We start from the raw sequence: 20,460 nt of genomic DNA on the forward strand, positions 1-20,460 counted from the left end.
GTTTTTCAGACCTTTTGGCGCTTTCATCCTTGCCAATTTCTGCGGAAATTGTAGGGACACGGCATGAAAGAGATAACGTAGGAATTGCAAATATTAATGATGCCGTGTCCCTACCCCCACCAACAGACTTTTTCAGCAAGCCCTAATTAGGTAATTATTCAGAACTCAAGGTCAAAAATCTTGAGTGAAATTCCCTAAGCCTTCTGCAACAATACTTGTGGCTAATTTGGTTGAGTAATTAAATACTAGTACCCCCATAAAAAAATACTAGTACCCTCATCAAAAAATACTAGCACCCCTACCCCAAGAAAATTTGTAAGTGCTGATTAAGGCTAAATTAGAAGCTTTGAGTAGCAGATTAATTAGTCTAATAAGTTTGATCCGTCGCGGTGCAAAAGTGGGAAAAATAGCCGTCTGATATAAACCTAATATCAGGAGACAAACACAAACACAGCATTAATTATTCTAGTTCAAAAGGAGCAAAACTCATGGCGGTATTAACAGCAAGAACTTTCGGCGGAAAGACTTGGACACCACAATTTATTCAGGATATTAAAATTGCTACTTGTTTGGGATGTGGCAGATGCTTTAAGGCTTGTGGACGTGGGGTGATGGAGTTAAAACCAGTCAATGAACATGGCGAGTTTATCGAGGATGAGGATGAAGAAGAAAGCCTTCGCAAGGTGATGACAGTTGCCAATGCTGATAATTGTATTGGTTGTGAAGCTTGTATCAGAGTTTGCCCCAAAAATTGCCACGTTCATGCCCCACTAGATGTAAATTGAGCTTTTCTAATTTACCGTTAAATTCGATACATTTTGGGGAAATTTTGACAGCTGAATCAGGAGTTATTTGTTTAGGAATTGTCGGTTTGATCCCCCCTAACCCCCCTTACCAAGGGGGGGACAGGATTCAAATTCTCCCTTAGTAGGGGGGAACAGGATTCAAAGTCCCCCTTACTAAAAGGGAACAGGATTGAAAGTCGCCCTTGGTAAGGGGGGGAACAGGATTCAAAGTCGCCCTTTGTCAGGGGGGAAGAGGATTCAAAGTCGCCCTTTGTCAGGGGGGAAGAGGATTCAAAGTCGCCCTTGGTAAGGGGGGGAACAGGATTCAAAGTCCCCCTTTGTAAGGGGGATTTAGGGGGATCGAGAATTCTTAAGCTCATAACTAGCAATTTAAGGTAAAACACAAAAATTGAGCGACAATTTTCTTGTTTCTGTCAAATTTAGGTATGATTACCTGCCGCCCTTAAGAAATAGTTACGAATAAGACAGCAAATCACTTATGCCCTTAGCTTAAATAAGAGTAGGAAACAAGTGCTAAATGGTAGAAATATCTCCATTTGCACAGGCGACTACTATACCTTAAGGGTGAGAGTCGCCCCAATCAAGGAAAAATATCTATGAAACAAATTCCCGTTTCACTCTTAACCTTAGTAGCAGGGGTTGTAATTGCATTTGTTAGCCTTTGGGTTGGTCAAAACCATCATTTGTTGCCAGAACAAGCTTCGGCACAAGCGCCTTTGGTAGATGGTTTCTTCAACGTCATGGTGACGATCGCAACAGCCTTGTTTATTGTGGTTCAGGGCGCAATTTTAATTTTTGCGATTAAGTATCGGAAACCTAAAGATGATGATAGCGATGGTTTGCCGATCGAAGGTAACTTCTCCTTAGAAATTTTTTGGACAGCGATTCCGGCACTAATTGTGATTGTCTTAGGAATCTACAGTGTCGAAGTTTACCGAGCTATGGGCGGTTTCGATCCGGCAGGTTACGAGATGATAGCACATCATCATGGTGGATCGTCTCAAATGGCGAAAATGCCGGGAAGTGCGATCGCAGCACCTTTAATCGCTGATTCAGAAAGCATAACTTCCGAAGTAGCTGTACCACCTGTAGAGAAAAAATACGGTATTGGTGCGACACCGGAAGAAGAAGGAAAAGCTGCTAGTTTGGTGGTAGATGTCACCGCTATGCAGTATGCCTGGATCTTCAATTATCCCGATAGCGGAGTTACCAGCGGAGAATTGCACGTTCCAATTGGCAAAGACGTGCTACTTAACATTAGCGCTGTGGATGTAATCCATTCATTTTGGGTACCACAATTTCGCCTCAAACAAGATGCGATTCCCGGACAACCAACACAGTTAAGGTTTGTCGCTATAAAAGAGGGAGAATTCCCGATCGTTTGTACGGAATTGTGCGGTAGTTATCACGGTGGAATGAGAGCAGTAGCGGTTGTTGAAACACCGGAAAAATTTGACAGTTGGGTGAAAGAAAATCTAGTCGCACAGCAACAAGAATCAACTCAAACTGTTGCTACTAATCCCGCTGATTTACCCACCTCAGAGTTTCTTGCGCCTTACGCTAAAGAAATGGGAATTGATGCTCATTCTTTAACTCATTTACACCCAGGCGCAATAGTTTCCTCCATGAGTAATTAAAATCTCTGACTAAATTGGTTATTGGTCATCAGTTATTAGTCATTCGTCAAAAATCTCCAGATAAGAACTGACAAATGACAAATCACAAAAGACCAAACTAGTAGTCAGAGAGTTTTCTTATAAGAGGCTGATTTTAGTAGACGAAAAACGGTTTATGGCACAAGCACAACTTCCCCTAAATACTCCACCAGGTCTATCAGGTGATTCCGAAAAGGAACACCCAAAAGCTTGGAAATGGTATGACTATTTCACCTTTAATGTCGATCACAAAGTCATCGGTATTCAATATTTGGTGACAGCATTTTTCTTTTACCTAGTTGGTGGGTTGATGGCGATCGCCATGCGTGCGGAATTGCTAACTCCCGATCCGGATTTTATTGACCCAACTCTCTACAATGCTTTTTTAACCAATCACGGGACATTTATGATTTTCCTGTGGATTGTACCAGCAGCGATCGGGGGTTTTGGTAATTTTCTAGTGCCGTTAATGGTTGGCGCTAGAGATATGGCTTTTCCCAAGTTAAATGCGATCGCATTTTGGTTAAATCCACCCGCAGGTGCAATTTTAATTACTAGTCTGTTTTTTGGTGGTTCGCAATCTGGTTGGACTGCTTACCCACCACTGAGTTTAATTACGAATAACATCGGTCAATCGTTGTGGATTCTCAGCATTGTTTTGGTGGGAACTTCCTCAATTTTAGGTTCGGTGAACTTTGTGATCACCATCCTATTTATGCGCGTACCCAGTATGCAGTTGACCCAAGTTCCTTTGTTTTGTTGGGCAATTTTGGCAACTTCGGTATTAGCGCTTTTCTCAACCCCAGTATTAGCCGCAGGATTGGTATTACTACTTTTTGATATCAATTTTGGTACGTCATTTTTTAAACCTGATGCTGGGGGAAATGTAATTATTTACCAGCACTTATTCTGGTTTTATTCTCATCCGGCAGTTTACTTAATGATTCTGCCAATTTTCGGCATTATGTCGGAAATAATTCCCGTACACGCCCGGAAACCGATTTTTGGTTATAAGGCGATCGCATATTCCAGTTTAGCGATTTGTTTCGTGGGGTTATTCGTCTGGGTACACCATATGTTTACCAGCGGAACACCCCCCTGGATGCGGATGTTTTTCACCATTTCAACTTTGATTGTTGCTGTACCTACCGGAGTGAAAATTTTCGGTTGGGTAGCTACACTTTGGGGTGGTAAAATTCGCTATACAACTGCGATGTTATTCGCCATCGGTTTGTTATCAATGTTTGTCATTGGTGGCATCACTGGCGTAACTTTAGGAACTGCACCTTTTGACCTTCACGTACACGATACTTACTATGTTGTGGGACATTTTCATTACGTTTTGTTTGGTGGTTCTGTTTTTGGTATTTACGCGGGAATCTATCATTGGTTCCCGAAAATGACGGGAAGAATGATGAATGAAACTTGGGGAAAAGTTCACTTCGTCCTTACTTTCATTGGCACTCATTTAACATTTCTACCAATGCACGAATTGGGATTACAAGGAATGCCTCGCCGTGTTGCTATGTATGACCCCCAATTTATCACTTTGAACCAGCTTTGTACCTTTGGTTCCATACTCTTAGGAATTTCGGTAATCCCCTTCTTTTTTAATGCTCTTTGGAGTTGGATGTATGGGGAAAAAGCTAGCGACAATCCTTGGGATGCACTCAGTTTAGAATGGACTACTAGTTCACCACCTCTAATTGAAAACTGGGAAGTTTTACCAGTAGTAACTCACGGCCCTTACGATTATGGTATGAATGGTCATAGTGCTACAACTGAGAAAGCAACCAGCGAATCTGTAAGTTAATTTTAGCCAGTGGTTTGTAGGAGTTTTATAGCAGTTCTAAATGATTGGTGAAATTTTCTTTTTTTTAAACCGCTCCAGACGCAGAGAGCGCAGAGAAAGAGTTTAGAGAGGGTGATTTCCCAAGTTAATTAGAACTGCTACCACAAATTCACTGATAATTGGTAGGAGGTAAAATGCAAGGCGCAATTGAAACATCAGAAATTCTCAATTCTTCTGTCGATCCAGCAGTAACAAAAGAAGTTGCCCATCATGAAGCGCATCCCGATTTAAGAGTTTGGGGTTTGTTGACTTTTTTAGCTTCAGAATCTTTAATGTTTGGGGGCTTTTTTGCTTCTTATTTAGTTTATCGTGGTGGCGCAGGAAATTGGCCGCCCGAAGGAACAGAAGTTGAGTTATTATTACCCACAATTAACACCATCATTCTGGTTTCTAGTAGTTTCGTGATCCATTTAGGCGATACAGCAATTAAAAAGAATAATGTCAACGGAATGCGACTTTGGTATGCTGTCACCGCTTTGATGGGGGCAACTTTCTTGGGTGGTCAAGTTTATGAATACCTAACTTTAGGTTATGGACTGACTACTAATATCTTTTCTAACTGTTTTTACTTAATGACAGGTTTTCACGGTTTGCACGTTTTCGTGGGACTGTTGTTAATTTTGGGTGTTCTGTGGCGTTCTCGTCGTTCAGGACATTATTCTGCTACTAAGCACGTTGGTATCGAAATGGCTGAAATTTATTGGCACTTTGTCGATATCATTTGGATTGTTTTGTTTAGTTTGCTCTACATTTTGACATTGTTCTAAGCTTTGTAGGGTGCGTTAGTGCAACGTAACGCACCTGACAAATGAGTGGGATGGTGCGTTACGCTACCGCTAACGCACCCTACAAATATGCTGATGTGTATGCGATCGCAAATTCTTAAATAGGTCTTACGTTATGCAAGTTACAGATAGAAGTTTTTCTTGGTACGATGTTCCCGCTGAAGTTAAAGATTTGCTGGTTTTGGCGGCGAAAAATTGGGATAATACTGCGGAGTCGGAAAAGTATATTAATGAAGCTTTGGCAAAAACTACTGATACAGAAGTTTTAGTCACGGCTTATCGTTATTTCGTTTATAAATATAAGTATCCCCAAGCTTTACAAGTGGTGGAAAAGGTAATTAATACTATCAAGGATGCTCAAAAGTTTCCTGATGATTGGGAAGAGTTGAAACCTATTTTATTAAGTCGATCGCAAGACTCCCAAGTTAGATTATTTTTAAATGCTTATGCTGCTTCGGGTTTTGTTTTAGCGAAAATGGGGGAACTGGAAAAGGCGAAAGAAGCAACGGCGCGAGTTAAGGAAGTTGATGCTAAAAATGAGTTTGGCGCATCAATTATTTTAGATATTTTGACTCGTCCGCCTGAAGAGGATGAAGATTAGGTACGTTGTTGTACGTTGTTGCGCTTTAGCGCTCTTCTAAGAGCGCTGAAGCGCAACAACGTACTTTTTATCCTGGCGATCGCTTTAAATAAACCCCTTGAGGAGAACCGATTATTTGGGTGCGATCGTAAATCAAATTACCACGCAAAAATGTATTTTTCACTCTTCCTGTTAACTCCATTCCTTCAAAGGGAGTGTAACCTTGTTGGGAAAATGATTCCGCAGCACGCACAACAAAACTTTCATTGGGATCTACCAATACCAAATCAGCATCATAGCCTACAGCGATGTCTCCTTTTTGCGATAAGCCAAATCTTTGGGCGGGATTCCAACATAGTAACTTAGCCATTTGATTGTAAGACATTCCCCGTTTGCTTCCTTCGCTAATCACACCAGAAAGTAAATATTCTGTACCGCCAAAACCAGATTTAGCTAACCATATATTGTTCGGATCTCGCAAACTTGCTTTTTGTTCTGCTGAACAGCAAGCGTGATCGCTGACAATCCAATCTATCTGATTTTCTAATACTGCATTCCATAAAAATTCCACATCTTCACGGGGACGAATGGGGGGATTAACTTTAGCCCATTTCCCTGTCGGCGCATTTACATCTAATAATAAATGACCGATCGTAACTTCTCGTTTAAAGTTAATGTGAGGAAAAGTTTTTTGCATCATTAACGCTGCTTCTACAGCTTTGCGGGAACTAAGATGCAGCAAATTAATGTTGATACAGTTCGTTTCGTGCGCCAGATAAGATGCAATACAAATCGCTAATCCTTCGGAGTGGGGCGGACGGGCGGCGCTATAAGCATTAAGCCCGGTAAGGCTAGTATCTTGTTGGACAATTTTAGTGTAAGCATTGAGAATTTCAGCTAGTTCACAATGCAAACTGAGGCTAATTATGTTTTGTTTATCGGGGTGGCGTTCTCGGAGTTGGGACAATCCCCGCATGATAAATTCAAAGTGGGCTAAGTCGTAGCGATCGTCCTTATTAATCATTAAAAACAAATTTTGCTGATCGGAAAGTCCATGCAGACCATATCCACCATAAAACATAAAAATTTTGAAGGAAGCAACCCCATGTTCCTCAAATAACCACTGCATTTCCTCAATATGCTGCGGGCTAATTGGTGCGATATGATAACCGTAATCAACAAAAAAATTGCCATCTGACAAAGCTAACACTTCTGGGAAAAAATCCCTGTAAGAACCACCTTTATTCAGATAATACTGACCCGTGCGAATATAGTTTAAAGTAGTAGTTACTCCCCCCATAGCTGCTGCTTTGCTTTCACTAATCGCATCTTGCTCAAGGGGTTGATAAATCCCAATATGTGTATGAGCGTCAACGACTCCGGGAAAACCGAGCAGATTTTGCGCGTCGAACACCTCTTTAGCCTGCTCCGGGCTGATTTCCGGCGAAATCTGACTAAATTTACCATCCTTAATTCCCAAATCCAAACATTCCACCGATGATTGATTCGGACGGACTACACGGACATTTTTGATAATTCTATCTAGCAATAGAGTTTCAGACACAACGCCTCTTGTTACACTCAGTTAAACTAATTGTTTAAAATAAAACTTCTAGCATCAAAATTATATAGCAATCCCAAATCAATTGTAAAAACTCCTCCTTCTCCTCTCTCTGTGTCCTCTGCGTCTCTGCGGTTCAAAAAAAAACTCTTTCACAAATCCTTTAGACTCAATATAACACTCATTCAAATTCAGGAGAAAAGACAATGACAACATTTACCGAATATAACTTAGACCCCAAACAATTTACTTTTCTGAAGGAACTGCAAGAGAACTGGCAAGTAATTAGAGATGAATTCACTAACTTTAAAAATCAAGCATCTCAGGAAGAATTGCAGTTTAGCTTAGATGTAATGGGACCAAAAAACAAAACCATTAAAACTAAAGGTAACTCCAAATATAGTGCTTTTGGGGTGTTATTTCAAGGGATATTTATTGAAGAATATATTCGAGTTCATCAAATCCAATATCCCCAATATGAATCACAAGATGTCCCGCAAAAAGCATTGGAATTAAGAGAGAAATATTTTCCTCTGTTATGTAGTGCGATCGCCAAAACCAACGAAATCACTGATAATGTTTTAAGAAACGTTTATTTTGGGACATTTCATCCAGGGTTAGATGTGAAACTTCATGTTAACTATAACCCGCACATGAATCGCGGATATTTAGGGTTAATTGTTCCGCCTGGAGATATAGCGATGAAAATCTGCCATGATCAGCTTTATTGGCATGAAGGCGAATTTTTAGTTTTAGATCATAGCTACCCTCATTGTCCCCATAATTACACCGATTATGACAGAACTGTTTTGGTTGTAGATTTCTTTAAAACTGATAAACCAAGATTAGAAGTGAGTCAGTTTGAACAAGAATTAGTCAAAGAAAGAATGCAAGAAAATCCTTATAGTTTAGGAGTTTTTGGTAAAAACGATAAAGCTTCAGAAGAAGACTTTATTAAATATGGTTTAAGTCATCAATTGGAGTGGGATAAAGCTTTGTAAGCGGACAAAAAACCTATCAAAACTGGAAAGTTTGATAGGAAAAAATCAATGATTGGGTGATTTAAACAAAACCTAATGAGGAAAAACAAAAGGAAAAAGTTTCGTTTGTAGTAGCGACTTTAGTCGTACATTCCGGGGCTAAAAAAACTAAAGTTCCTACAACGAACCAGGGATATGGTTTACTTTTTCCTTTTGTCTATCTCTAATTCCACTCAGTTTCCACTGTTGGAGCGTGAAGGAAAACCAACTTTTTGTGTTGTGAAACTGAGGGATTAGTTTTTAATTAACTGCGACTGCTTGTGGTTCTTGGAACTGTTCTCTGGCACTTTTTTCTGGTTTTGGTGCGCCATAAAATAACGCTTCGGCTTCAATTTCATCTACCAAATCCCAAGCTTCTATAGCTTGTTCAGATTCAGCACCAAAATTAGCGGTAACAGCACGAGCGTTGGAGATAGCTTTTTGCAGTTGTTGTTCTAAATATTCTAGTTTTGGTTGTTCGATGAAATCGCCTTTATTCAGGATATCAGTGACAGAAATTATGCCTATTAATTCACCTTGAATTACAGGCGCACGCCATACACCAGTATTAGCAAATAACCGGGCTACATATTCAATACCAAGGTCAGGATTAACTACGATACAAGGCTTACTCATTATTTCACAAACGCGCACTTGTTTTGGATCTTTTCCATAAGCGACGACTTTGGCAATTACATCTGTTTCGGTCACTATACCATAAGCATCTTCTTCGTTCCGAGCTTCGACAATTAACGCCCGTACTTCTTTGAGTCTCATCAATCTAACTGCTTGTGCTACTGTTGCAGAACCGCGAATAGTTGCTACGTCTTGGGTCATAATGTCTTTGGCTTTCATGATTCACCGCTCCATAAATTAGGTTTACCAGCAAAAGAATTTTTACCAATTGCTGTAATTGTTACGAAATTGTCAAATTCCCCGAAAAGGTTCGATATGATAGTAATAGGAACTTTACTTTTTGTTCAGCCCCTTCAGGCAACTTGGGTTTAACCAGGTAACTGATATTAGGGGCTAATTTTTTGGGAAGAATTACGCTTTTTTCACCGTCCGTTTTGAGAGAGAGTCTCTTTTTTTCTAAAATGGGAACTAGCCCAGAGTCCGTATTTCTTCCGCAATTCTTTACTCTTCAGGGCTTGGGTTGAGATTTTTGAATAAAATCGAGCCCACTGATATATTACCAGCAATTTATCTGTAGTACTCGATTTTATAGTTTAGAGTTTTAAATGTGAGGAAAGAAGAACAGTTGACTAAATAAAAAGTTATTGATGAACTATTTTAGAAAATATTTATAATTTCCGACTACTCAAAAATACTAGTACCCCTACTCAGAGAAATTAGTACAATTAGCTTGTTTATTGACAAATAGAAGAATTCCGATCGCACTAAATTAACTAACTACAGAAAGTTTTTATATTTGAGTAATTGTATTATGGTCAAAAATTCCTACTAAAAAACCTTCAACAAACCCGGAAGACTGATAAACTTTATTAAACTTTCCGAAAGCCTCACCAAGCCTAAATTGTAAGCGATCTTAATTAATTGTTAAGGCTGTAGCGAGGAGCGCAAAAAAAGATTAAAGTAATTTTTCTGATTGTCAAATTATACACTTTATGTATGAGGTTCGTTGTAAGTCACAGTAGGGGTAATTCATGAATTACCCCTACTGTGACGGGGGAGTATGTCAATCTGACATTAACATCAGCCTGACTGGATGCAAATGAACTTGCCAAGGGAAGGGGCGATCTTTTAATTTTGCCCATTTTTCTTTGAAAACTTCTGCTTGTAAATGATAATCTTGGGGGCTGTTGGGAGGAGAATTTAGTTTGATATAAAGTGTCATTCGGTGTTGAGTTTCGCTGGTGCGAGTTAACCAACAGGGAAAGGTATTTTCTAGTTTTTCTTGGTTGGTATCTTTAGGAAAGCTAATTTGGTGGGCGCGAATTCCCACATAAGCAAGAGGTTCGGGAATTGGTTCTATTAATTTTAAGGTGCAACCCCAATCAATTGCTTGGATTTCTTGGGAAGTTTGCGCGATCGCACGAGAAAAGTTTTTACATCCGGTAATTTGGGCGGCGCGGAAAGTTCCGGGATGTTCAAAAATGTTTTGTTTGGTATCAGATGCGATCGCTTTTCCCCGATCGATCACTAACAATTTTTCGCAAACTCGATAAGTTTCTTCTAAATTATGGGAAACCATCAAAGTAACGCCGGGATATTCGGCTAAAACTAACTGTAATTGTTCTTCTAATTGAGCGCGTAAATAAGTATCAAGCGCGGAAAATGGCTCATCTAATAATAACACTTCGGGGTTGCTGGCTAAGGCTCTGGCTAAAGCAACTCTTTGTTGTTCGCCACCGGAAAGTTGACGGGGATAGCGATCGCCAAATCCCTCCAATCTTACTTTCGCCAATTGCGCGTTTACTAATTCTTTGATTCTAGTTTTAGGTGTATTTTTGGGTAAACCAAAGGCGATATTTTGGGCGACTGTTAAATGAGGGAATAAAGCGTAATTTTGGAATAGGAAACCAACTTGGCGATCGCGAGAAGGTAGATTAATCTTTTGTTTGGCATCAAACAACACTTTCCCATTTAAAACAATCCTTCCGCGATCGGGTGTTTCCATTCCGGCGATACAGCGGAGAATCATACTTTTACCTGCACCAGATCCGCCTAATAAACCTAATGGGCGATCGCTACTATTAAAACTCACCTCTAAAGTAAAATCAGCTAATCTTTTTTGAATATCTACAAATAAACCTGAATTGTCGGTAGTTGGTAGTTGGTAGTTGGTAGTCGGGGTTATTTCTTTGGGGTGATTAATTCTAGTAATTTTTGATTTTTGTTTTCTTTTTTGTTCCCAAAAATTCACTGCGCTAATTGCAGAAAAGGAAATGGCGATAATTGTTAAAGCCCAAATCCACGCTTCTTGATTTGCTCCTGCTTCTACGGAAAAATAAATGGCGATCGGCAAAGTTTGCGTTTGTCCGGGAATATTTCCTGCTAACATTAATGTAGCGCCAAATTCACCCAAAGCTCTACAAAAAGCCAAAGTCGCACCCGCCAAAATTCCCGGTAACGCCAAAGGAAAACTTACTCGCCAAAATATACTAAATTCTGAAGCTCCCAGCGTTCTGGCTACACTTGGTAAACTACCATCAATCTGTTCAAAAGCTCCCAATGCAGTTTTATACATTAAGGGAAAAGCTACAACTGTTGAAGCAATTACTACGGCGTACCAAGTAAACACAATATCAATATTCAAAAGGTTTAAAATTTTCCCTAAAGGGCCATTTTTTCCCAATAACATCAACAGTAAAAAGCCCACAACTGTTGGCGGTAAAACTAAGGGAGAAACAAAGATACCTTCGATTATTGCTTTTCCTTTTCCCCGATAACCTAACATCCAATAAGCCGCCGCAATTCCCAGAAAGAAAGTTACGATCGTTGCTATGGAAGCTGTTTTTAAAGAAATCCACAAAGGGGATAAATCGTTAGGCATCAGTTTTTTCTAGAATAATTTTTTGAACCGCAGAGACGCAGAGGGCGCAGAGAAAAGAAGGAGTTCTAGAGCCAGTCTAAATGATTCGCGAAAAAGACTTTTTTTGAACCACGTTCGCGTAGCGTGTGCGTAGCACGTAAGACGCGAAGGACAGGAAGAAAGAAGAGAGGATAAGAAATTTTCACAATTTATTTAAACTGGCTATAGATTTAAATAAATTGGTTGGGCTTTAAAATTTCTTTGCCGTTGCTGTTTCTAAATCATACTCAAACCTGTTTTTACTATTAGTTTCACCGTAAATGTTAAAAGTAATTGTCGGTTCGTCGCCGATCGCTTCTACGCTATGAATTGCGTTTGGTGTAAAACTAATAATGTCCCCAGGTTCTAAAATTTTTTCTCCCACTCTCTCAATCTGATGGGGAAATTCTGAACTATTTGTTCTGCGCCAAAATGTATTTTTTTCTCTACCTTTGATTACTGCTACTACTCCCCAAGTTCCGTGATTATGAATCGTAGAAACAGTACCCGGTGCGAAGGTAACTGTTTGCACTGTTAAAGGAAACCCGATTTCATCGTACAAAATTAATACGGAAGCGCCAGTTTGGGGAGAAGCTTCTGAATATTGAGTTTGTACCCAGTAAGAATTGAGGACTAATTGACGTACTAACCGACGAATTTCTGGTAATAAACTCGTTTCGTCTGAAGCTTGAATTATGGCATCTTCGACTTCTGTCAGAAAACGGTAAAAGCGATATTCTTCCCGCAATAATTCCCATTCTCTTACAGCTTTACAAGGTTGGCAGATGCCATCGTCAGTTAGTAACCAATCCGTCGCGTTCACTCAATTTTTACCCCTATTTAGCGATACCAAATCCGTATTTTGTAAAGATACTGCGGGCATTGGCACTCTGCAAAAATTGAGCATATTCCCTAGCAGCTGCTGCGTTTTTACTATTTTTTAGCACTGCCATTGGATAAACTACTGGAGAATGCAGATTTGCTGCCGCAGTTTCTACCACTTTTACTCGATCGGATATCTTGGCATCTGTAGCATAAACAACACCCGCATCGGCGTTTCCGCTTTCCACTGCTGCCAGAACGTTGCGAACACTGTTACCATAAGTAAACTTGGGTTTTAGTTGGTCTAAAATTCCCAAATTCTTAAAGATTTCTTCGGTATATTGTCCTACTGGTACGCTGCGAGGTTCGCCAACAGCTATACGTTTGATGTTGGGAGATGTTAAACCTTTGAAACTGGTGACAGTATTGGAGTTTTTCGGCGCAATTAAAACAACAGTATTAGTTAGCAAATTGCGTCTGGTTTCTGGTAGAATCAGATTCTTTTGTTGTAGATCGTTCATCTGCTTTTGTGCGGCAGAAATGAACACATCCGCAGGCGCACCATTTTCAATTTGTTGGAGTAACGCGCCGGAAGCACCAAAGTTGTAATTAACTGTGACGTTTGGTGTCGATTTTTGGTAAAGTGGTTTAATTTCGTCTAAAGCATCTTTTAAACTAGCCGCAGCAGAAACTATTATTGTAGAGTTACCTTGAGCAGCGATCGGTTTTTGATTCCACACTCCGATGCCAACTACTAAAATTAAGGCAGCAAGAATCCAACCAATAAAGGCAATAGTACGTCTTTTGGTCATTTTTCAGTAGATAAGTTTGTTTGGCTATGTCAGCTAAATGACTATTAGGACTGGCTGATTGGTATGATCGAGCCAAGAATGAAAATACTATACCAACAAAGTTGGTGAATGTCTATGCCCAGAAAAGAACAAGGATGGATTACTTTTCAATCTTCGGAAGAGGAGCGCAATCTATTAGAGCAGTATTGCCAAGAATCGCAACGCTCTAAAACTGAAGTATTGCGAGAATTAGTTCGCAGTTTAACCCAACAATGGCAAAAAGTTTCCCAAAATTCTCCTAGTGTAACAGAGGTAAAACCAACAGTTCCATCCAGCTATCAAGTGTTGGGAATTAGCGCCCGGAACAACATTCGAGGTAAGGTGAAACAGGTGTTAATTGGTGATATTACCGCAGAAGTAATTGTGGAGATTGCCCCTAATGTAGAAATTGTATCTGTAATTACTAAATCTTCAGTAGAACGGTTTGCGATCGCCCCTGGAAAAGAAGTCTGCGTCGTAATTAAATCCTCAGATGTCATGATTGCAGTAGAGCAGTAAATGTTATGAATTCTTAACTTTATTATCGAAATAACTGGTGCAATAATCTGGTACGATAACTGAGCAAGAAATTTACCCCTCTAGGTTTAAAAAATGAAAATTAGTGCTCGTAACACGCTGAAAGGTACAGTCAAACAGCTTATTCCGGGTGCAGTTAATACAGAAATTGTTGTAGAAATTGCTCCTGGGGTAGAAGTAACATCTATCATTACCAAAGCTTCAGCTGAAAGTCTGGGAATTGCCGAAGGTAAAGAAGTTTATGCTGTGATTAAATCCTCGGATGTGATGGTAGCTGTCGATTAAAATATCAACTGCTGAGAGTAGTTTTTGTCTTTAGCTGAGAACTACCTCAGCGATTTTAGCTTAAACATTTTTGGTGATTTGTTATTTATTAATTCGTACCCCAATAGCACGGACAATTTCTTGATCCAGTGCTACGGAACTATTTTCAACTTTAACTATAAAATTTGGGTAACGCTGTTGCACTGAGACAACACTTCCCAGCTTAATTCCCATTGCTGTAACTTTCTGGATAGTAGTTTCGTTGAGATTACGAAAACTAGTTACGACACCCTGTTCATGAGGTTCGAGTAACTCTAAAGAAGATAGACAAACTGTAAAACCTTGATTCAACATTGCCGCACCAACTTCAACAACAACATAAAATCAATTATGATTAAAATTGACTATTCAGCTTGTAATCTAAACTACTATTTCCCAGCAATTTGCTAGATTTTTCTATAAAAAACCCCCTTATTTTCGTCTCAAAATACTTAACTAAATAGTAGTATTCTGATTAAAAAATGAGCAGGGGCTAGAAAAAATGTGATTGATTATGACAATTATAGGCTAACATATAGTTTACTAAATCAACTCAGGAGAAGTGAGCGATCGCCAGATTATTTAAAATGTGTGGCAATCCAGTATAATTCCATCCAAAGATGGGGGTTTTCTTGCTTCAATTGAGATAAAGGATCGCGCAATAATTTGGTAGCATTGAGGCAAGTTACATCTACTAATCCCATATTTTCGGCAATATCTTTGAGTAAACTTTTCTCAGCGTGTAATTCAGGGATGAGATGATCTGGACAATATATAGTAATATAATACAATCGTTTACGTAGCCTTTTAACGGAAAATTCAACTACTTTTACATAGCAGCTTTGGAGTAATTTTCCTAATCTGGGGTGCATTCGATCGACTATCTTAGCAAACTCATGAGCTAAGTATTCTTCGCTAATCATTTTATTGGGGGTAACACCGACAAGAGTGCGTAAATATTTTTAGGGTATCATGCTTGAAGGAAGTAAAACTTCTCGCAAAAATACAGTAGATTTTACAGGCATAATTGATGGATTTGTCAAATTAAAACTAATGAGTAAATAAATCAATATTTCCAGACTAGCTATCAAATACCACCAAAAATGTTTCCTCATTTCATTCCTTCACCCATGTCAAACAGACAGTAAATGTGTTTTAGATTTGAGTTGACTCAGATCTTGTACCAAGAGGCAGAGCCTCGATTCTTCGTTCCATTTGTTGAACCGGGGAACGAGGACACAGGAGGTGGAACCTCCTCTTATCTCAGTTGAGCGATCTTCAATCCAAAAAGGGAATTTTAGAAGCCGTAGAATGCTTTAGGAACTACGACTTCTATCCAGAAAAAATGCGAACAGAATTTTAAACAAGATAAGCTTCTTGATGAGTGCGAATCGTACAATCAGAGAGAGGCTTAGCTACACAAAGTAGCACGTATTTCTTACCTAATTGCTCATCATCCAAGAAGCTTTGCTCTTCTTGATCAACCTCACCTTCCTCAATTTTACCGACGCAGCTAGAACAACCGCCAGATCTACAGGAAGACGGTAAATCTATATCTTGTTCTTCCGCCGCATCTAAAATATAAGTATCTTCATCGACCTCAATTGTTTGGTCAGATACGATATTTTTACCTTTTTTTTGAATCAAACGTACTTTGTAGGTAGTAGCCATTTTTGGAACCTCGGACAATTCTTCAATTCAAGTAATCTGGTCATCTAGTTAACTGCAAGAAGTACCAGCAGGAGTGCAATCTCCCACTTTAAAAGACTTACCACAGCCACAAGAATCCGTTGCATTAGGATTGCTAAACTTAAAGCCAGACTCCGTTAAACCATCAACAAAATCAATTTGGATTCCTTCCAATAAAGGCGCACTTGCTTTGTCAATGTAAAACAACACTTTGTCTTCTTCAAATACCAAATCATCAGGTGAAGATTCGCTGGTGATATTCATTTTATATTCGTAACCACTGCAACCACCATCACCTACTCCTAATCTCACAGCTTTCCGAGGAGCACTTGGATCTTCTGCATTAGAAGCTCTTAAGAAAGTGCGAAGACGAAGTGCTGCTTTTTCTGTCAAAATAACGGACATAAAATCTCCTTCAGATGATAGTAGGTGAAAGTGTACTAACGTAAGTTGCTAGTGAGTTCCAGCATTTTTGATCCCCCTAAATCCCCCTTAATAAGGGGGACTTTGAAATTAATGATGTTAATTCTGGTTCCCCCTTTTGTAAGGGGGGTTAGTCCTCTGGTTCCCCCCTTGTTAAGGGGGGTTAGGGGGGATCTCCTAACTAATGGCTATGATTGCCACAAACGGGACAATGAGGATCGTGGTAGGGGCGACGTTTAGCAAAATTTAGCCCTCCCAAATCCATCGTCAAAAGTTCAGATAACAGAGGCTTTTCAAAACCAGTAATTACCTTGATTGCTTCTAGGGCTGTCAAACAAGCTAGCGTTCCCGAAACTGCTCCTAAAACACCAAAACTGCGGCGATCCCAATCAGGTTTTTCGGGGAAAATACAAGATAAACAAGGAGTTTGCCCCGGAATAATTGTGGTTAAATAAGCCTCCATTCCATTCATCGCCGCCTCTACCATTGGCTTCCGCCAACGCACACAAGCAGCATTCAATAAATCCCGTTCTTCAAAGTTGTGAGCGCAGTCAAGAGCGACATCTGCCTGTAATACTAAAGAATCCACATTTTCTGGGGTGACATATTCAGGAATTGCCTCAATTTCTACATTTGGATTAATAGCAGAAAGGGTTTCCTTAGCTTTAATAACTCTCGGTTTTCCTACCCAATCATCCGTCATTAAAATTTGACGGTTCATGTCATCTTGGCGCAAATCGCCACCCCGAACAAGGATCAGTCTACCAACTCCAGCCACCGCCAAATATAGCGCCGCCGTACCGCCTAATCCCCCTACACCTGTGACTAATACAGTTGCTTGGCGGAGTTTTTGTTGTCCTGCTTCTCCAAAATTAGGAAGCATCATTTGGCGATGGTAGGTTTCAATTTCCGTCGGTGTAAGGTAAAACATTTGAATTCTCCTGATTTATGCTTCTAACTCAGAGAGAAGAACCACATTTTTGGGCTTTTCTTTGAATACTTTGAACAATTTTTGTTCTACTCCAGAAGAAGTGATGAATAAGTTATAAGAATCGATCAGAGCATCCTTATATCTTTCTAATTTCTCTTCATCACTGTCATCAGGAAAATTAGTATCAATTTCAGCCATTAGGTGAGAGAATTTCTTCAAAATGTGCAAGCGATTCACATTTACCAATTGCTGATCGTAAGGGAGTTGGAAAAACTGAAAATATTGTTCAGCATCAGTGAGTTTGCGAAATTCTGTTAAACTTTCTGTCATTTTTATTGCTCCCGTGCTTTTAGTTGTTTCTTCAGTTCATCTAGCTCGCAATAAAGCTCGTAAGTTCTAGAAGCTACTTCCATGATTTGCTCGAAATCAGTTGGTAAACCTTCCGCTAAATCATGAAGTTCCATTTTGAGTTGTCCACCTTTGCTATTGAGGCGTTTAATTTGAGTTTTTAACTCCTCAATGCTAGGTTGGCTGGAAGTTGCAACATCTGCTTGCACCATAGTTTTTCTCCCTTTTAGTCAATCGAAAATTAAAAATCGAAAGTCGGTTGACTAAAGCTGGGCAACATCCCCATGTTTCTTACCTAATTCAATGCCAGATTTAGCAATTTTTTCGCCTTCAGCTACCAATTTTTCTAAAGAGTCAAAGCCGAAACGTTGGGCATCGCGCAGGGTTTTTGATACCAATAATAAGCGACCAGAAAATACTAAAACCCAGCCAAAACCTTCATGACTTAAGTCGATGACGACTTGAGAAAGTAATCCAGTTTCTTGTTCGATTAAAGATGCGATCGCACGATAAAAAGTAATAATCCTGGACTTAGTAATTACATCAACTTCACCGTCAACAGAAATCTTCTTTTTTTGCTCCCTGGTAACAACATAAGGTTTGAGAATTAACTCATCAGACCAATTACGGAAAGTACCGTAAGGATCGTGGGCGCGGAGTTGACGGACTATTTCTTGGAGAAGTGGTGTAGTTTTAATTAACTCTTCAGCACTAACTTGGGGGGTAGCTTCCGTTGTTGTCATTTTACTTCGATTTCCTCTTGATTTAAGTGTCTAAATTTACTAGTCGTCATGTAGGGGAGAAGCATTCGGGTAACAATTTATTAACTCAAACTTTAAAATTTTTATCCGAATGCTTCGCCCGTACTAGTCGGCTTCAAAATCTCGGAATTTTGTTTCTTGTCCCAATGCTTTTCGCAACCAAGGTGGAGGACTTCCTTTTAAGGTTTCTACTAACCTTCCCAGGACATCATCAATTTCGTCTGCTTCAGTTTTTGCTTGAATTGGAGTAACATTTTTGCGAATTAATCTCGCAGCTGCACTCCCGCCGATCGCTGAAACATAGACAATTTTGCAGTCAGCTAAAGCGTTTAATTTGGGTTCTAATTTATCCTCATTGCCATCTTCTTTGAGGTCGCCTTCAAAGCTTAGGGTATCTACTAATTGATAGCCTTCAGTTGACACCTCATAAACTGTCATTTGCTTTGCCCAACCAAAGTGAGCGTTAATATGAATCTTATCATTCGTAGCAAATGCAATTTTCATAATTATACTCCTTTTTTACAGCGAATTAGTGGAAGAAAAGATAAATTTAATGTTGAGGTTTGGTTTCTTCTTCTTCCAACAAAATGTTGCCAATTCGGAACAAAACCTCTTTCGTTCCGCGATAACCTACTGAGGCAAAGTGACCGTTGCCTAAGCGATCGTAAATCGGTAAACCCTGGCGATAAAGGGGTATACCTAGTTTCTTACTAACTCTCTTACCTTGAGAATTAGTAATCAACAAATCCGAACCAACTGCCAAGTTTTCCAGGTCTTCTAAATCACCAATTGTCACAGATTCTACAGGTATTTCTGCTAATAAAGGTGACTGGGTAGTAGTGATAGCAGCTTGAATTTCTGCCCCCATTTCCTGTAAAAAACAGCTAGTCGAATATAACAAATCTGGTTCCAATCCTAAAGATACTTTCTTCCGTCCAAAATAGAAGTGAGTATCTAACATGGCATCTTGCAATTGTCCGCGCTGGTAGCGATATTTTTGCGGAACAGGTTGCCCACTTAATTGGGATAGTTTGACGAGAAAATCATCAACAACTTTTAAACCTGTTAGTCGGGTAAAAACTTGATATTCAGTGCCGAATCTTTGCTGTAAAATTTCGGCTGCACCCCGCATACTTTCACCAATAGCTAAAGTGAAAGCAGATGCACCAACACTTTTTAAATCAGCAACACTTGTTCCCCCAGTGGTGACAGCACTAAAATCACCATCAGTTAAGTGTCCATCTAGAGATTGAGAAAGGTCGGGAATGGCGATCGCCTTTAACCCAAAAGCAGTTACAATCTCCTTAATCTCCTCCACATCCCCAGGCGCAAAAGCCGAACTCACCAAAATTGTGACTTGATCTTTTTGCGTTTCACCCTTCTCTGGAATTTGACCTACAATTCCTTCAATAGCAGCAGCATAACCATCTTGCAAAGCACCCTTAAAATCAGGAGTAGAAACGTAAACTAAAGGTAACTCATTGATACTTTCATGACGTTTTTTAATCTGTTTGATGATACCTTCCATATCATCACCTCTAGTTTCCGTTAACCCTGTTGTACAAAGACCAATTATTTCCGGTTTTGCCTTTTCCAACAAAGTTAAAATCGCCGTTTGGATGTTATCTTCTCCCCCTAAAATTGTGGTAACTTCCGTCATTGCCGTAGTGCTTAAAGGAATCGCTTCTCGGAAGTGCCGCACCAACATTACTTTAGCAAAAGCTGTGCAACCTTGGGAACCATGAAATAAAGGCATCATTCCCTTCAAACCTAAGAAAGCTAACGCTGCACCTAGCGGTTGAGATTGTTTGAGAGGATTAACAGCAACGGGTTTTTTGGGGTTAAGTACAGTAGCCATTTCTTTTGGTAATTGGTAGTTGGTAATAGAGAGAAGTTATATCAATTGCGGCTACATTTAAATTATTAAGAAACCGCAGAGACGCAGAGAACACAGAGAAGAGAATACAGAGAAATAATTCAGATGCAAATGGATTTGAATTTGATATTACCCAATCCCCAATCC

At 39.7% G+C, this 20,460-nt stretch carries 23 protein-coding genes; 8 read left to right on the forward strand and 15 right to left on the reverse strand.

Annotated elements, in window-relative coordinates; genetic code table 11:
* The first annotated feature begins 488 nt into the window (after positions 1 to 488).
* The 5 genes from fdxB to ACE1CC_RS13565 all read left to right on the forward strand — a co-directional run bounded on the left by fdxB (position 489) and on the right by ACE1CC_RS13565 (position 5,699).
* Positions 489 to 785: a ferredoxin III, nif-specific gene (fdxB, locus tag ACE1CC_RS13545; RefSeq protein WP_413270965.1), complete on the forward strand. Its 297-nt coding sequence runs from the start codon at positions 489 to 491 to the stop codon at positions 783 to 785.
* A gap of 617 nt (positions 786 to 1,402) precedes the next feature.
* Positions 1,403 to 2,443 (forward strand): cytochrome c oxidase subunit II, encoded by a 1,041-nt coding sequence (locus tag ACE1CC_RS13550; RefSeq protein WP_413270966.1) that lies wholly within the window; start codon positions 1,403 to 1,405, stop codon positions 2,441 to 2,443.
* A gap of 154 nt (positions 2,444 to 2,597) precedes the next feature.
* Positions 2,598 to 4,274, forward strand: a complete 1,677-nt coding sequence (gene ctaD / locus ACE1CC_RS13555; RefSeq protein WP_413270967.1) for a cytochrome c oxidase subunit I — start codon at positions 2,598 to 2,600, stop codon at positions 4,272 to 4,274.
* A 173-nt stretch (positions 4,275 to 4,447) separates the two neighbouring features.
* Positions 4,448 to 5,080, forward strand: a complete 633-nt coding sequence (locus tag ACE1CC_RS13560; protein ID WP_413270968.1) for a cytochrome c oxidase subunit 3 — start codon at positions 4,448 to 4,450, stop codon at positions 5,078 to 5,080.
* Positions 5,081 to 5,213: 133 nt separating this feature from the next.
* Entirely contained in the window at positions 5,214 to 5,699 is a 486-nt protein-coding gene (locus ACE1CC_RS13565) for a hypothetical protein (protein WP_413270969.1), read from the forward strand.
* Between the two features lie 67 nt (positions 5,700 to 5,766).
* On the opposite strand, the gene ACE1CC_RS13570 is transcribed toward ACE1CC_RS13565, so the two are convergent.
* Positions 5,767 to 7,242, reverse strand: coding sequence for a dihydroorotase (locus tag ACE1CC_RS13570; RefSeq protein WP_413270970.1), 1,476 nt, complete (start codon positions 7,240 to 7,242; stop codon positions 5,767 to 5,769).
* Positions 7,243 to 7,445: 203 nt separating this feature from the next.
* Between ACE1CC_RS13570 and ACE1CC_RS13575 the strand changes: the two genes are divergently transcribed.
* Positions 7,446 to 8,240, forward strand: a complete 795-nt coding sequence (locus tag ACE1CC_RS13575) for an aspartyl/asparaginyl beta-hydroxylase domain-containing protein (protein WP_413270971.1) — start codon at positions 7,446 to 7,448, stop codon at positions 8,238 to 8,240.
* A gap of 279 nt (positions 8,241 to 8,519) precedes the next feature.
* Here ACE1CC_RS13575 and ACE1CC_RS13580 read toward each other — a convergent pair whose 3' ends face one another.
* From ACE1CC_RS13580 to modA, 4 genes are all read right to left on the reverse strand, one after another.
* The gene (locus tag ACE1CC_RS13580; RefSeq protein WP_413270972.1) at positions 8,520 to 9,113 is read right to left on the reverse strand and encodes a CBS domain-containing protein; all 594 of its coding nucleotides are present in this window, start codon (positions 9,111 to 9,113) and stop codon (positions 8,520 to 8,522) included.
* Positions 9,114 to 9,957: 844 nt separating this feature from the next.
* A complete protein-coding gene (gene modB, locus ACE1CC_RS13585; RefSeq protein ID WP_413270973.1) occupies positions 9,958 to 11,775 on the reverse strand; it encodes a molybdate ABC transporter permease subunit in 1,818 nt (605 codons plus the stop codon).
* 229 nt (positions 11,776 to 12,004) lie between these two features.
* On the reverse strand, positions 12,005 to 12,616 hold the full coding sequence (locus tag ACE1CC_RS13590; protein WP_413270974.1) for a cysteine dioxygenase family protein: 612 nt from the start codon (positions 12,614 to 12,616) through the stop codon (positions 12,005 to 12,007).
* A gap of 13 nt (positions 12,617 to 12,629) precedes the next feature.
* Positions 12,630 to 13,427: a molybdate ABC transporter substrate-binding protein gene (modA, locus tag ACE1CC_RS13595; RefSeq protein ID WP_413270975.1), complete on the reverse strand. Its 798-nt coding sequence runs from the start codon at positions 13,425 to 13,427 to the stop codon at positions 12,630 to 12,632.
* A gap of 114 nt (positions 13,428 to 13,541) precedes the next feature.
* Here modA and ACE1CC_RS13600 point away from each other — a divergent pair, with 114 nt between their 5' ends.
* Together ACE1CC_RS13600 and ACE1CC_RS13605 are read left to right on the forward strand one after the other, a co-directional pair.
* On the forward strand, positions 13,542 to 13,964 hold the full coding sequence (locus ACE1CC_RS13600) for a TOBE domain-containing protein (protein WP_413270976.1): 423 nt from the start codon (positions 13,542 to 13,544) through the stop codon (positions 13,962 to 13,964).
* Between the two features lie 93 nt (positions 13,965 to 14,057).
* Complete coding sequence (locus tag ACE1CC_RS13605) at positions 14,058 to 14,267, forward strand: TOBE domain-containing protein (protein ID WP_413270977.1); 210 nt, start codon at positions 14,058 to 14,060, stop codon at positions 14,265 to 14,267.
* Positions 14,268 to 14,348: 81 nt separating this feature from the next.
* Here ACE1CC_RS13605 and ACE1CC_RS13610 read toward each other — a convergent pair whose 3' ends face one another.
* The 10 genes from ACE1CC_RS13610 to nifN all read right to left on the reverse strand — a co-directional run bounded on the left by ACE1CC_RS13610 (position 14,349) and on the right by nifN (position 20,295).
* Positions 14,349 to 14,600, reverse strand: a complete 252-nt coding sequence (locus ACE1CC_RS13610; protein WP_413270978.1) for a FeoA family protein — start codon at positions 14,598 to 14,600, stop codon at positions 14,349 to 14,351.
* A gap of 263 nt (positions 14,601 to 14,863) precedes the next feature.
* Positions 14,864 to 15,208 carry a hypothetical protein gene (locus tag ACE1CC_RS13615; protein WP_413270979.1) on the reverse strand — a complete coding sequence of 115 codons (345 nt, stop codon included), beginning with the start codon at positions 15,206 to 15,208 and terminating at the stop codon, positions 14,864 to 14,866.
* A 436-nt stretch (positions 15,209 to 15,644) separates the two neighbouring features.
* On the reverse strand, positions 15,645 to 15,956 hold the full coding sequence (locus ACE1CC_RS13620; RefSeq protein WP_413271021.1) for a 2Fe-2S iron-sulfur cluster-binding protein: 312 nt from the start codon (positions 15,954 to 15,956) through the stop codon (positions 15,645 to 15,647).
* Between the two features lie 48 nt (positions 15,957 to 16,004).
* Positions 16,005 to 16,379, reverse strand: a complete 375-nt coding sequence (locus ACE1CC_RS13625; protein WP_413270980.1) for a HesB/IscA family protein — start codon at positions 16,377 to 16,379, stop codon at positions 16,005 to 16,007.
* Between the two features lie 199 nt (positions 16,380 to 16,578).
* Complete coding sequence (locus ACE1CC_RS13630; protein ID WP_413270981.1) at positions 16,579 to 17,328, reverse strand: HesA/MoeB/ThiF family protein; 750 nt, start codon at positions 17,326 to 17,328, stop codon at positions 16,579 to 16,581.
* Positions 17,329 to 17,343: 15 nt separating this feature from the next.
* A complete protein-coding gene (gene nifW, locus ACE1CC_RS13635) occupies positions 17,344 to 17,658 on the reverse strand; it encodes a nitrogenase-stabilizing/protective protein NifW (RefSeq protein WP_413268189.1) in 315 nt (104 codons plus the stop codon).
* A 2-nt stretch (positions 17,659 to 17,660) separates the two neighbouring features.
* Positions 17,661 to 17,888 (reverse strand): CCE_0567 family metalloprotein, encoded by a 228-nt coding sequence (locus tag ACE1CC_RS13640; RefSeq protein ID WP_413268188.1) that lies wholly within the window; start codon positions 17,886 to 17,888, stop codon positions 17,661 to 17,663.
* Between the two features lie 51 nt (positions 17,889 to 17,939).
* Positions 17,940 to 18,419: a NifX-associated nitrogen fixation protein gene (locus ACE1CC_RS13645; RefSeq protein WP_413270982.1), complete on the reverse strand. Its 480-nt coding sequence runs from the start codon at positions 18,417 to 18,419 to the stop codon at positions 17,940 to 17,942.
* Between the two features lie 123 nt (positions 18,420 to 18,542).
* Positions 18,543 to 18,941, reverse strand: a complete 399-nt coding sequence (nifX, locus tag ACE1CC_RS13650) for a nitrogen fixation protein NifX (RefSeq protein ID WP_413270983.1) — start codon at positions 18,939 to 18,941, stop codon at positions 18,543 to 18,545.
* Positions 18,942 to 18,987: 46 nt separating this feature from the next.
* Complete coding sequence (gene nifN, locus ACE1CC_RS13655; protein ID WP_413270984.1) at positions 18,988 to 20,295, reverse strand: nitrogenase iron-molybdenum cofactor biosynthesis protein NifN; 1,308 nt, start codon at positions 20,293 to 20,295, stop codon at positions 18,988 to 18,990.
* Positions 20,296 to 20,460: the final 165 nt, after the last annotated feature.

The sequence above is a fragment of the Floridaenema aerugineum BLCC-F46 genome (genome assembly GCF_041929345.1).
GTDB lineage: Bacteria > Cyanobacteriota > Cyanobacteriia > Cyanobacteriales > Aerosakkonemataceae > Floridanema > Floridanema aerugineum.

Coding starts and splice junctions, on each gene's coding strand:
- fdxB (WP_413270965.1), top strand. CDS start 489: ATGGCGGTATTAACAGCAAGAACTTTCGGCGGAAAGACTTGGACACCA.
- ACE1CC_RS13550 (WP_413270966.1), top strand. CDS start 1,403: ATGAAACAAATTCCCGTTTCACTCTTAACCTTAGTAGCAGGGGTTGTA.
- ctaD (WP_413270967.1), top strand. CDS start 2,598: ATGGCACAAGCACAACTTCCCCTAAATACTCCACCAGGTCTATCAGGT.
- ACE1CC_RS13560 (WP_413270968.1), top strand. CDS start 4,448: ATGCAAGGCGCAATTGAAACATCAGAAATTCTCAATTCTTCTGTCGAT.
- ACE1CC_RS13565 (WP_413270969.1), top strand. CDS start 5,214: ATGCAAGTTACAGATAGAAGTTTTTCTTGGTACGATGTTCCCGCTGAA.
- ACE1CC_RS13575 (WP_413270971.1), top strand. CDS start 7,446: ATGACAACATTTACCGAATATAACTTAGACCCCAAACAATTTACTTTT.
- ACE1CC_RS13580 (WP_413270972.1), bottom strand. CDS start 9,113: ATGAAAGCCAAAGACATTATGACCCAAGACGTAGCAACTATTCGCGGT.
- modB (WP_413270973.1), bottom strand. CDS start 11,775: ATGCCTAACGATTTATCCCCTTTGTGGATTTCTTTAAAAACAGCTTCC.
- modA (WP_413270975.1), bottom strand. CDS start 13,427: ATGACCAAAAGACGTACTATTGCCTTTATTGGTTGGATTCTTGCTGCC.
- ACE1CC_RS13600 (WP_413270976.1), top strand. CDS start 13,542: ATGCCCAGAAAAGAACAAGGATGGATTACTTTTCAATCTTCGGAAGAG.
- ACE1CC_RS13605 (WP_413270977.1), top strand. CDS start 14,058: ATGAAAATTAGTGCTCGTAACACGCTGAAAGGTACAGTCAAACAGCTT.
- ACE1CC_RS13610 (WP_413270978.1), bottom strand. CDS start 14,600: ATGTTGAATCAAGGTTTTACAGTTTGTCTATCTTCTTTAGAGTTACTC.
- ACE1CC_RS13615 (WP_413270979.1), bottom strand. CDS start 15,208: ATGATTAGCGAAGAATACTTAGCTCATGAGTTTGCTAAGATAGTCGAT.
- ACE1CC_RS13620 (WP_413271021.1), bottom strand. CDS start 15,956: ATGGCTACTACCTACAAAGTACGTTTGATTCAAAAAAAAGGTAAAAAT.
- ACE1CC_RS13625 (WP_413270980.1), bottom strand. CDS start 16,379: ATGTCCGTTATTTTGACAGAAAAAGCAGCACTTCGTCTTCGCACTTTC.
- ACE1CC_RS13630 (WP_413270981.1), bottom strand. CDS start 17,328: ATGTTTTACCTTACACCGACGGAAATTGAAACCTACCATCGCCAAATG.
- nifW (WP_413268189.1), bottom strand. CDS start 17,658: ATGACAGAAAGTTTAACAGAATTTCGCAAACTCACTGATGCTGAACAA.
- ACE1CC_RS13640 (WP_413268188.1), bottom strand. CDS start 17,888: ATGGTGCAAGCAGATGTTGCAACTTCCAGCCAACCTAGCATTGAGGAG.
- ACE1CC_RS13645 (WP_413270982.1), bottom strand. CDS start 18,419: ATGACAACAACGGAAGCTACCCCCCAAGTTAGTGCTGAAGAGTTAATT.
- nifX (WP_413270983.1), bottom strand. CDS start 18,941: ATGAAAATTGCATTTGCTACGAATGATAAGATTCATATTAACGCTCAC.
- nifN (WP_413270984.1), bottom strand. CDS start 20,295: ATGGCTACTGTACTTAACCCCAAAAAACCCGTTGCTGTTAATCCTCTC.